Source organism: Bacillus sp. FG16, from assembly GCF_057809515.1.
The window spans coordinates 1-11312 of the sequence record NZ_JBMDKC010000140.1 but is presented as its reverse complement, the minus strand read 5'-3'; the positions used below and the strand labels follow the sequence as shown (position 1 = coordinate 11312).

The 11312-nt window shown below is 34.2% G+C and carries 9 protein-coding genes and 3 pseudogenes; 6 read left to right on the top strand and 6 right to left on the bottom strand.

The window, feature by feature from the left end:
• The 5 genes from ACODS7_RS29270 to ACODS7_RS29250 form a co-directional block, all read right to left on the bottom strand.
• Positions 1–100 (bottom strand): PD-(D/E)XK nuclease family transposase (locus tag ACODS7_RS29270; protein WP_488828226.1); only part of this gene is annotated, 100 nt, incomplete at its 3' end.
• 344 nt (positions 101–444) lie between these two features.
• Complete coding sequence (locus ACODS7_RS29265; RefSeq protein WP_243169134.1) at positions 445–753, bottom strand: hypothetical protein; 309 nt, start codon at positions 751–753, stop codon at positions 445–447.
• Positions 754–820: 67 nt separating this feature from the next.
• A complete protein-coding gene (locus tag ACODS7_RS29260) occupies positions 821–1117 on the bottom strand; it encodes an ArsR/SmtB family transcription factor (protein ID WP_243169135.1) in 297 nt (98 codons plus the stop codon).
• A gap of 363 nt (positions 1118–1480) precedes the next feature.
• Positions 1481–1672 carry a hypothetical protein gene (locus tag ACODS7_RS29255; protein ID WP_488828223.1) on the bottom strand — a complete coding sequence of 64 codons (192 nt, stop codon included), beginning with the start codon at positions 1670–1672 and terminating at the stop codon, positions 1481–1483.
• Positions 1673–2268: 596 nt separating this feature from the next.
• Positions 2269–2931, bottom strand: coding sequence for a ribonuclease H1 domain-containing protein (locus ACODS7_RS29250; RefSeq protein WP_243169136.1), 663 nt, complete (start codon positions 2929–2931; stop codon positions 2269–2271).
• A gap of 381 nt (positions 2932–3312) precedes the next feature.
• On the opposite strand from ACODS7_RS29250, the gene ACODS7_RS29245 reads away from it, so the two are divergent.
• From ACODS7_RS29245 to ACODS7_RS29230, 4 genes and pseudogenes are all read left to right on the top strand, one after another.
• The gene (locus ACODS7_RS29245) at positions 3313–3735 is read left to right on the top strand and encodes a hypothetical protein (protein WP_243169137.1); all 423 of its coding nucleotides are present in this window, start codon (positions 3313–3315) and stop codon (positions 3733–3735) included.
• Positions 3736–4027: 292 nt separating this feature from the next.
• The gene (locus ACODS7_RS29240; RefSeq protein ID WP_243169138.1) at positions 4028–4639 is read left to right on the top strand and encodes a recombinase family protein; all 612 of its coding nucleotides are present in this window, start codon (positions 4028–4030) and stop codon (positions 4637–4639) included.
• Between the two features lie 407 nt (positions 4640–5046).
• Positions 5047–5224: pseudogene (locus ACODS7_RS29235) on the top strand (helix-turn-helix domain-containing protein); the annotation flags it as partial.
• Between the two features lie 170 nt (positions 5225–5394).
• Positions 5395–5516: pseudogene (locus ACODS7_RS29230) on the top strand (IS6 family transposase); the annotation flags it as partial.
• Positions 5517–5859: 343 nt separating this feature from the next.
• On the opposite strand, the gene ACODS7_RS29225 reads toward ACODS7_RS29230, so the two are convergent.
• Positions 5860–6936, bottom strand: coding sequence for a Ger(x)C family spore germination protein (locus tag ACODS7_RS29225; RefSeq protein WP_243169139.1), 1077 nt, complete (start codon positions 6934–6936; stop codon positions 5860–5862).
• A gap of 962 nt (positions 6937–7898) precedes the next feature.
• Here ACODS7_RS29225 and ACODS7_RS29220 point away from each other — a divergent pair.
• Positions 7899–8714 (top strand): 5'-nucleotidase, lipoprotein e(P4) family, encoded by an 816-nt coding sequence (locus ACODS7_RS29220; protein WP_199664215.1) that lies wholly within the window; start codon positions 7899–7901, stop codon positions 8712–8714.
• Between the two features lie 838 nt (positions 8715–9552).
• Positions 9553–11259 (top strand): annotated as a pseudogene (locus ACODS7_RS29215) (acyltransferase family protein); the annotation flags it as partial.
• Positions 11260–11312 lie beyond the last annotated feature (53 nt).

The following is an 11312-nucleotide window of genomic DNA, read 5'->3' as shown; positions in this document are numbered from 1 at the left end:
TCGCATTTAAGAAAGAAATCAATAAGTCCTCTTGTCCTTGTACCCCAAATAATTGTTTGAAAGCATAATCGACTCGCAAATTCACTAAAGGTTGCGTCATAAAGTGAGTCACCTTTCTTATTTCATATTCTATATGTTTTTTGTTATTCCCCTTTTTAGAGGGAATGGGCAAAGAAGATATATATCTATTGTAGCTGAAAAAGGAGAGAAGAAGCAACCTTTGTTGTTTTTTTGATGGTGTGTTTTATTTTTCATTACGGTACGTGAAATTTTATAAACCACTTGTATATGCACTTATTCTCACTGATTTTTTACTACCCATCTTTTCATCCCCTTATCTAATCGTATGGACGCTTTTTATCACCCTCGGCTAATAAATCGGATCTAATTATCATTTATTGGGTAGTATTCAAGTGAACAGAACATGATCCTGTACCTCCTGAATTACATGTGAATCGTCAAATGGGCCGAACAGTAATACACCGCTCGTTGCTTCAACTCTTCGTACGTGCATAATCTTTGTTTCTCAAATAATTTCGGATGTTTCTGTCTATAGTATTGGAACAATTCTTCTCCATTATTTCGTATACGATACCGACGCGTTTCTCTAATTGTACCTGGGATTTCTTCCGGATCAAATTGTCCTAGCATTTGTAACGCTTGTGAAGAGGGAATTTCTTTCCCTGTCACATAGGCATGGATAAAAATGAGTTCTTTTATTGTGATATGCGTGTCATATAAATTTCCACCCATAGAAGAACCCCTCTCCTCGTTTTATTTTGTATCCGAACATAACTTCAGGTACACAAAAGCGCGCTATTCAGCCCATCAGTACGTAAAGCGCTTGTTTCACTTTTTCATCGCCCACTCGATAAAACACTTCTGTTCCTTTGCGTTCATGTAATAATACTTTATGATTTCTCATTTTATGGAGATGTTGTGAAACCGTAGATTGCGGTAATTTTAAAACCTGTTGCAATGCAGACACATTTAATGCTTTTTTCTCTACTAATTGATGTACAATTTGTAAACGAGTAGGATGTGCCAATACCCTCAATATTTCCGCACTTCGTTCTAGTTCAAGATCGTTTAGTTCCATGTAAAAGACATTTGTCACCTTATTCCCCCCTCCTTTTTCCAGTTTTTCAAGATACCCACACAGAAACTATCCTGCACCGTTCTCTTTTTCTCCTTATAAGCATATGACAACCATATAAACGTTCGTTTATGTGAAATTTGATGTAATTTCCTTTTTAGGATGTTTTTGCCCATCCCCCGAAAAGGGGTATTAAGACAAAATATTCCATATTAGTTGTGGACGAATTTAGGATTCAGTCTTAGTTGTTCGATTTGTAACATAAACGTTCGTTTTTGTTACGGTTTCTATTTGAAAATATGAAATGTCTTAACTGTTGAATTGGCCGTAACAAAATACTGTACCAACAATAATTCGTTACAATATAAAAATGCTACCTTTTTGTTACGTTGGTTGTCTATTAATTGGTAGTTTCTGTCTTATTCCCCTTTTTCGGGGGATGGGCAAAGAAACCCTTTTACGATTATTTTCAAATTCCGTCTCCAGTTTTCGGTACCATTTCCCTTTTTTCTTCGAATAATAGATTTTCACTTCTTGATATGGAATCCAAATTCCCCGTTCATGTATTTGTTCCATAACCGCTTCTAGTATATATTCTTCTTCATGCGGTTTTGGTTTTCGGAGAAACCTCTCGATAAAAAGTCGATACTCCGATTGTAACCAGCCTGCAATCAGATCCTTTTATATTTGTTTTAATTGTGGCCATTTTTTATTGGTTTGGAGAATCTGTCCATCTACTTGTATGTGATTTTTCATACGTCTCCTCCATATTAAATTCATTTCTTTATCTTTTCATATCTATTTTACCATATCCCATCTGAATTAGGGACAGCAAAAAGGCATCTTCCCCAGTGAAGATGCCTTTTTCATGTAACTTTCTCTAGATGTCAATAACATTATAGGTAACTTATTCAGAAATATACTACATAGTTGTATGTTAACAAATTAGACGTGTTATTCTTCACAAACACAGCTATTCGATATGCTACGAAAGTTGCTGGTTCTACCACCCGATCCTTCACAACAATCTTGCTTGTGCCAGCGAAGAATCACGAACACGCTTTCGGATTATAAAGTCTACCTCTCATTTTGTCAATAGCAGACAAATAACAAAAATATAAACAATAAAATAGTATACACATTTCAATTATAGGATTCATACCCAACCATTTTTATAAATTCGTTGCATATTTCGCAAGACGATCCGCTAAATCATTGTATTCATTACCACTATGAGCCTTTACTTTTACAAATTGTATTTTAATATTCCGCATGTATTTTTGCATAAAATCTTGATACTCTTGTGTTTGAGGATTTTTAGCTCTCCAAGCTTGTGTTGCGAAATTTTCAATACCTGTATAGTCATAGTACAAAATCATGTGTTTCCATCCATTCGCTAAAGCCAATTCTACCGCACGTCTTGCACCCATGAGCTCAGCACCTACATTATGGGTAGCTGTTACATCTGAGTAAGGATAGGCACTGAAATCTTTTAAATACACTTGATTTTGAACAATCATGACTAAGCCATATCCTGCAATTTTTCGCTTCATGTTATAACTTCCATCAATATAAACTTCTACGCTGGCTTCTTGAGAAACACCTGAGGAATGTAATTTTGTTGGCTGTTCTTTTATCTTTGGAGAAGGAGGAGGTACCTGGTGCTTTTTATTGTGCATGAGAGTAGATGACAAATATTGTTGCGCTTCTTTTTTAGAAGGAAAAGAGCGGTACTGAGCACCTGAATACCCTTTCACATGCGCCTCACATTCTTTCCAGGAATAAAAAATACCAGTTTTCCTCCCTTTTCGCACAGCATATACTTTCTTTTTCATCCCTCTCCCCCTATTTCACTTCTAACGTGCGCTGATTCATTACTTCAATTAGAATATCTGTAATGAACCTCGCATTTTTGTTTGTAACTCTCATCTCTCTTTATATAATAGTATCATATTTTAGACAATTTAATTTTTTATGTATACATTTCTTCAAATCGTTATCCTAAAGGTAAGGTATACGCTTCATTAGAACAAAGAAAGAAACAGAGAAGATTTAAATGTATACTGAATTTGGATGTTGAATATTTTAATAACTATTACAGTACGTGAAATTATAGATGTGAACATGGAATAACTATTTACACCTTTCCTGTAAATCCGGCTCCTTTGTGATATCATTCCCTTATAATAAATGAATCGAAAGGAATGAAAGAATGTATGGAGAATCAACCAAATTGGCAACCTATCCAAAACCTGCCTATCATTGCAAATCTAATAGATGGGCAATCTTCAGATGCTAAAGAACAATATGTAAATCTTTTAGAAGCCCTTAGCAAACCTCATGTGTTAAATGATGCAATAATTCAGCGCACCATCCATGTTTACACAGAACAACTTGAATTTGTATGGATAGTTGAAGAACAGCTTTCCAAATGGAAAAAAGAAGAGCGTTTAACACCTATCGAGCAAAGTGAAATTGAACGTCTTCAAGGACAAGTGCAACAGTTACACAGTATTTTAACCGATATTTTAACTATAACAGAAAAATTAAAAGACGGAACCTATGAAAAAGTAATGGCAAAAAGTGATTTGCAACTTGGAATAGAATCTTTGCAAAAGATTAAACGATCCGATTATTGAGAAGAAATGCTTACACAAAAACGGAGTCTCCGCCTGAAGAAAGGTTGGTTGTGACAATTTGATCTCGAAACCGTGCAACTTTACCACTTCCGTAATTCACATCTACGGTCGCGTTTACCGCAGTGATGACTCCATGTGTATACCTTTTAGAACTGTCGGATTTTAATAGATTATTAGAACCTAAAGGTTTTATTATACACATTTGGAACGTATCCATAATTCTGATACCTTTAGGTTCTTTTTCCTGTTATAATATTATTATGTTAATAAGATGTAAGGAGATTCATACAGAATGAATAACAGAAAATTCGGATATATACGAGTGAGTAGTAAAGATCAAAATGAAGGTAGACAAATAGAAGCGATGCGAAAAATCGGAATTGATGAAAGGGATATTTTTATTGACAAACAATCCGGAAAAGATTTTTTTCGTAGAAACTATCAACTTGTTAAAATGATGTTGCGAGAAGGAGATATTTTATATGTACAATCACTTGATCGTTTTGGTAGGAATAAAGAAGCAATTTTAAATGAATGGAAAGATATCACCAAAAATATAAAAGCACATATTGTCATTACAGATATGCCTTTATTAGACACAACCAAATATAAAGATAATTTGGGCAATCTGATTACCGATCTTGTACTTCAAATTCTTTCCTGGTTAGCAGAAGAAGAGCGTACCAAAATTAAAACACGTCAAAGAGAAGGAATTGATTTAGCTAAAAAACAAGGAAAACACCTTGGTAGACCCAAAGCAGAAATTACACCTGCATTTATCACTGCATATGATATATGGAAAACTGGAGAAATTACAGCAGTGGAAGCAATAGAGAAAGCGAATGTACCAAAAACTACATTTTATCGCCTAGTTCAAAAATATGAAGCTCAACTAACAAAATAATTGATAGGTGAGAAGAAATATCCAGTTTGTACTTGGCATAGATATTCTATTGGGTTATCTCCTCGTCGGGATAATCATTGCATGTATAGTTTGTTATCTCGAATGTAGAGAGTAACTTTCTCAATACCAATATATATAATTTCATGTAAAATAAATGTGCTAACACTTATACTAACTTTTTATAACTTTCTCCTAAACACCGCAAGCCCCACTTGTGGTGTTTATTTTATATAAAAAAGAGAAAAAATTTTCCGATACGATGAGCTTTACTACTGTGAATGTAATTATCATCCTAATTTATCTCCTTATTTGAATCCTCTTTTTTTCTCTTTACCATATACGTAACAACACGTTTTGAAATATGCATTTTTGCATATTACTGTTTTGAATATCTCTATAAAACCAACCTACAAATTACAAATCAATTTATTGAGGCAATATCAAGAATAGCAATCCGGAAAAGTTACAACTGTCGGAGCAATGAGAAAATACGATATAAAACGTTCTTCTTTTTATAAAATAATAAAAGTATAGCAAGCATAAGAGAAAACGAAACATATAGCTAAAAATGAAGATGACATGTAGAAAGATGGTAATCGAGTTTCTTTCTATTTATATAAGGATTGCACGAGGCGCTTTAGTGCATACTTTGTATTTTGAATCATCCTTGCGAAATTTGACGAATCCACAACACGTGTTAAGGGGATTCCCTTGATAGTTTTTGGGACCATTGTCCATATCAAACTCTTTGTTAGGCTTCTCGTACAATAAAAGGAAGAGAAAACATTTATGCTATATACAAACAAAAGAGAAGTCACATTCCAACTTCTCTTTTGCGACGTACAAGGAATTACAGCAATTATCCAGAATCTCTTAAACGTTAATGATATGTTGCAACATCACTTATGACATCACGGCTTTTAAAAGAGGAAGAGCAATTCCCCAAAGTGTGAATAGAGTAAGTGTAAGCGTCATATATATGCCCCCTTTCCTTCTAAAAGGATATTTTTTAGTATAAGTATACTTGTATTTTTTCTCAATAAAAAATAGTATCAAAATGAAAAATATGCAAAATTACATATTTAAGAGTTAAGAAAGCATCACGTATTTGCACAAAGGCGCAAGACGTACATATACCTGAGTACAGATATTTGTCCTCTTTCCTCACTTATCATAGCAAAATGATTTACATAAAATGAAGGAAGGTGTATTACTTGTTCTTATTCTACAACACCAGAATTTGTAAGTGTGACATGATAAGATGTATGAATAGAGAAATTCGGATACTGTTCTTTCCATTCTTTTTCTTGAAACGATCGATTCTCTTCTTTCCACTTCTTTCCCAATCCTAACGGATCTGTATGCAATACTTGGAATTGCTGAATCAAATATTGACTTTTTCGTTGTAAATCTTGTTCTATTGCTTGTTCTATACGTTTGACACCATGCCGTTGCTGCAAATTTTCATTACCTGTGATTTCTTGTATACGCCCTTTTATATGAACATCAATGAAGAAAGTGGGTATTCCTTTATATACTTTTAGTGTGTACTTTGGTTGAGATACAATATTTTGTATGACAATAGAATCCGAACCGTAAGAAAAGGCATGCATATCAAAAGCGTGCTTTTCTAACAAGCCTTTGAAAATAAATAAGTCCTTCGCTTTTACCTCTCCAACCATCTTTTCCCCTTTAAATAAAGCGACTCCAGTAATATGTATTTTTCCGTTTGTATGTCTCACAATGGGGAAAAATGTGTCACTTCCTTCTTGATAAAATTTAAAGCTACTGGCATGTAAATTCATATGAGGCAATACTCCTTGATCCATATTATGATTTAACAATCGATACAAATAAAGCGAAACATTTTCCGTTGTTTGATAAGGATATGTGACGAATTTTTTTACATCTCCTTCTATAATGGCAATTTGTAAGGCATGTCCAATAGAAGCTTCCCTCGTTAATACATCAATAGACGCAGACAATCCTTGCTTCGCTAATGATTGAGAAAATAATGCAACGCGTAGTTGGCCACTCACTAGCGGACGTCCCGCTTGTATATTTGCAAGTTGTTTTGCTCCTTTCATGGAATGCGCAGTACTTTGAAATATTTGTACTTTATTTCCTTTTGTGCGTTGAGGAGCAATAAACGTCATCAGTATTTGTTTTTTATATGCTTCAAATATGACCGCTTGCACAAGATTTACATCATCAATGATTGTTTTAGGGAGACATCCACTGCCTAAAAAGAATACGATGCATCCAATTAACATTCTTTTTACATATAATAATTTCATTTGATTTCACCTGTCTATCATTTTAAAACGTTACTTTTTGTACATACAAAAGACACCTAGACTTTCATATCCCCTTTTGGGTTGGTAGTATGGTAACACCTAAAATAGAATTGTATACAAATTTATTTGGGTTACAGAACCAATGCTAAAAAATAAAAATGACATATTCATCTTACTGCCACATCCATACACATCTATTTTTATAAGGAAAAAATCCATCCGTGTTTTTATCATGTACCAAAGGAGAAATATTCAAACTCTTCTTTTGGTATACTTGAATATTTTAATTTTGAGGTTTGTTGCAAAATTTCAAAAAACGAATTTCTTGTACAAAATACGGTTATCGTTTAAGAAATTCTGAATACTTGCTGTCATTCCTTGTACGTCGAACACGAGGCGTTTAGAATGTGGTTGATGAGGGCCCTTGTTTTACAAAGTTAAATATCCAAGGTGTATCTGTCTTATTTAATCTCACAATAAAGATAGTATTTCTTGTAAAATAAAATTTTTATATGCCTGTCTTCTAAACCCACAAACTGAGTCTATGAGGTTTCTTCTGTCTTCGCTTTTTCATTCAAACAATAAACAGGATTTAAATGTACACTTTTGCCTATCATAGTTTTTTGCTTATATAACCAACGAAGAACATGACAATGGTTTCTTTCGCCAAACGCATCCCTTTTCACCTCAAATACACTCTTCAGATTCACCTACAATCGACTTTTATTTATATCTAGTAATAAAATACCCTGGCGATTTAATGCGAACCCACGATGCTATAAACGCCCTTAAAATATTTTTAGGTAATTTTCGTATCATAAAAGTGCAAATAAACACCTTTTCGTTCTTAAAAAAAATAAAAGAAAGGAGGATTTCTAATAAAAGAGGATTGTATTTTTAGTATAACTCCTGTAAGGTAAGCGCATAACATACAAAACATACGTCCAGGAGTGTGATACACAATGAAACCTATTTTAAAAACCAGTATAGCTTTAATGCTGTTCTCTCTTTCTCTCATGGGATGTCAGTCACCACAAGCAAAGCCGAAACAAACATCTTCACTAACCGAACAACAAGTTATAGCAGATGCTTGGTATCAAACGGCTGGAGAAGTCAAAGCGCTCTATCATCAAGGGTATAATATCGGAAAAATGAAATTAGATGCGGCACTTACCAAAGGTACCGAGAAAAAGCCTGCCATCGTTTTAGACTTAGATGAAACAGTCGTGGATAATAGTCCGTATCAAGCCATGACAGTAAAAGAGAAAAAAGGGTTCCCTTATAAATGGGAGGAATGGATTCAACAAGCGAAGGCAGAAGCTCTCCCTGGCGCAGTTTCCTTTTTACAATATGCAAATGAAAAAGGTGTAGCAATCTACTACATTTCCAATCGCAAACAAAATCAATTAGATGCCACTTTACAGAATTTACAGAAGTTGAATATTCCGCAAGCTGATAAAGAGCATGTTTTATTACAAGGACAAGGGGAAAAAGGGAAAGAAGAGCGAAGAAAAAAAGTGGCGACAGAACATGATATTATTCTATTCTTTGGAGATAATTTATCTGATTTTACGGGATTTGATGAGAAATCTGTACAAGATAGAAATCAAGCTGTCGAAGAGATTCGCGAAGCATTTGGAGAAAAGTTTATTGTGTTCCCGAATCCGATGTACGGGGATTGGGAATCCTCTTTATATCAATATGACTTCAAAAAATCAGATGCTGAAAAAGACCAACTCCGTAAAGATGCATTGCGTGTATTTGAAGATGCAAAATAACAGAAGTATTAAGACAAACAGATACAGCTTTGCTATTATATTCTATAAGCTGTCATTTGGAAGATTGAGCGAATGCGCTCAATCTTTTTTTCTATTTTTTTCCGATTTCATGACTCAAATGCAACATATGACGAATGCACACTGCCTATCAAGGGGATTCCCTTGATGGTAAATTATTGATGTATCAACTATAGAGGGCTCTATCCCGATCTTTATATTTTAAACAAACGTTTGATTTGACATCCTTCGTACGAAATCCATATGGATTCGCTACAATTCGTCAATGTTTTTATATATTTTTTAAGAAAGGAACCTTCGTATGTATAAATCTAATTTCGTTGCTTTTTTACTATTCATGATCTCTTTTTTTTGTTACGTCATCTATGTAACCAAAAACCCGCTCTATTTGCATCCCGTCGTTTTATTATCTATTATGTTGATTACAATTATAGGTATCATTCTTTTTAGTGATTTCTATGATACAACTTATATGAAATATATACTTCTCATGGGATTGTTTCTGTATCTCATTCTTATATGTAGTACACTGCTACACATCATATGAGTGTGGGTGTACAATAACATACCAGCATTTTTTTACTTGCCTCCTAAGGATAAGTGATAAATAAAGGTTCTGTTGCAAAGTTTGAAAAAACATAAACTCATTTACAAAATATAGTTAACGTTTAAGGGAGCCTAAATAATTGCTGTGCATGCAATTAAAAAAGTCTTGCCAAATGCTACTTGTAATAGTTTAATAGATACGATTTTAGGAGATTAATAGCATTTTATGCCGCTATTATTCATCTAATTTCCAAGAAATAGAGGTGAATGTAGGGTGGCTAAACCTTTTAAAAAAAATAGTCGTTATATGGTTGGATTGGACAGTCTAAGGGGCCTAGCTATACTAGGTGTTATTTTGTATCATATTAATTTTAATTGGATGCCTGGAGGATTTTTAGGAGTTACTGTATTTTTTGTACTTTCAGGTTATTTAATTACAGATATTCTAGCCATAGAGTGGAAGAGAAATAAGAGAATTGATTTTAAAAAATTCTGGCTTAGTAGGGCAAGGAGATTGCTTCCAGGAATGCTTGTTATGCTCGTTATAACGTTGGCATGGATTACAGTTTTTCATAGCTCTTTACTTGAAAAAATGCGCGGAGATTCATTAGCGGCATTATTTTATGTTAGTAACTGGTGGTATATTTATCATAAATTATCGTACTTTGATAATTTTAACCAGCTTTCTCCATTGAATCATTTTTGGTCGTTAGCAGTTGAGGAACAATTCTACGTTGTTTGGCCGTTTATCATTAGTTTAGGGCTTTACTACATAAAAAAACAATCCCGTATGATTTTATTAATTTGTCTGGGAGCCGTTGCTTCAGCTTTAGCGATGGCAATTTTGTATGAACCTGGAGCTGATCCGAGCAGAATATATTATGGTACAGATACGAGGGCCTTTTCCTTACTTATCGGAGCGGTACTTGCCTTAGTTTGGCCAAGCAATAGGCTTGCAAATAAAATTATCCCAAAGGCGCGTTTCATTCTTGATGTAGTGGGGGGCATTGCCCTTATTATTATTTTGGTTATGTTTTGGAAGACCAATCAATATGATCCATTTCTATACAAGGGAGGAATGGTTCTCTTATCAATTGCAACAGCATTGTTAGTGGCAAATCTAGCTCATCCAGCAAGTCGTATTGCTCAATTTTTACGATTTAGACCTTTACGCTGGATAGGGATGAGATCGTATGGCATATACCTCTGGCATTATCCAATTCTTACATTGACGACTCCAAAGGTAAATGCTGAGGATTTTTCATTAATAAGAGCAATCCTTCAATTTCTTTTGATTATATTGATTGCGCAAATTTCATGGAAGTTTATTGAAAAACCAATCCGACAAGGAGCGTTCCGGAACATTCAGTTTAAGAATTTAAGAATTCAAAATGTCACTTTAGGTGTTAAGTTAGCTTTAATTTGTACATTATTCGTTTCGTCAATAGCAGTCGTAGGGTTATCAAAAGCTAGTAAGGCTAAGGAGAATTCTCAACAAGATAAGGTGGAAACAGCACAAACACAACCGGCGCCACATCCAGTTGCAGTTTGGGAAAATCCAAATCAAGTGACGTCTCAAAAACAAGGGGAATCAAGAGAAGTAAATTCTGCGCAACCTAAAAATTCACTCACAGTTACTGCGATAGGCGATTCCGTTATGATTGATATTACTCCGTATTTAAAAAATACTTTTCCTGATATTAGGATTGATGCGCAAATTGGTCGCCAGCTGTCAAAAGCGATTCCAGTAGTTGAACAGTTAAAATATGAAGGGAATTTAGGAAACTATGTCATTATTGGATTAGGTACAAATGGAGCCTTTACTACTGAGCAACTTGTCTCATTAATAAAGTTAATTGGAAACGAACGTAAAATAATATTTATTAATACGAGAGTACCACGTCCGTGGGAATCAATCGTGAATGAGAGACTGAAAGTTACGGCATCTGAATACCCGAATGTAACTCTAGTTGATTGGTATGTATATAAGTTCCGTTTAATGTTTTAACATCGATAAAAGTGTCTATACTGCTT

Coding starts and splice junctions, on each gene's coding strand:
- ACODS7_RS29255 (WP_488828223.1), bottom strand. CDS start 1,672: ATGGAACAAATACATGAACGGGGAATTTGGATTCCATATCAAGAAGTG.
- ACODS7_RS29240 (WP_243169138.1), top strand. CDS start 4,028: ATGAATAACAGAAAATTCGGATATATACGAGTGAGTAGTAAAGATCAA.
- ACODS7_RS29245 (WP_243169137.1), top strand. CDS start 3,313: ATGGAGAATCAACCAAATTGGCAACCTATCCAAAACCTGCCTATCATT.
- ACODS7_RS29220 (WP_199664215.1), top strand. CDS start 7,899: ATGAAACCTATTTTAAAAACCAGTATAGCTTTAATGCTGTTCTCTCTT.
- ACODS7_RS29225 (WP_243169139.1), bottom strand. CDS start 6,936: ATGAAATTATTATATGTAAAAAGAATGTTAATTGGATGCATCGTATTC.
- ACODS7_RS29250 (WP_243169136.1), bottom strand. CDS start 2,931: ATGAAAAAGAAAGTATATGCTGTGCGAAAAGGGAGGAAAACTGGTATT.
- ACODS7_RS29265 (WP_243169134.1), bottom strand. CDS start 753: ATGGGTGGAAATTTATATGACACGCATATCACAATAAAAGAACTCATT.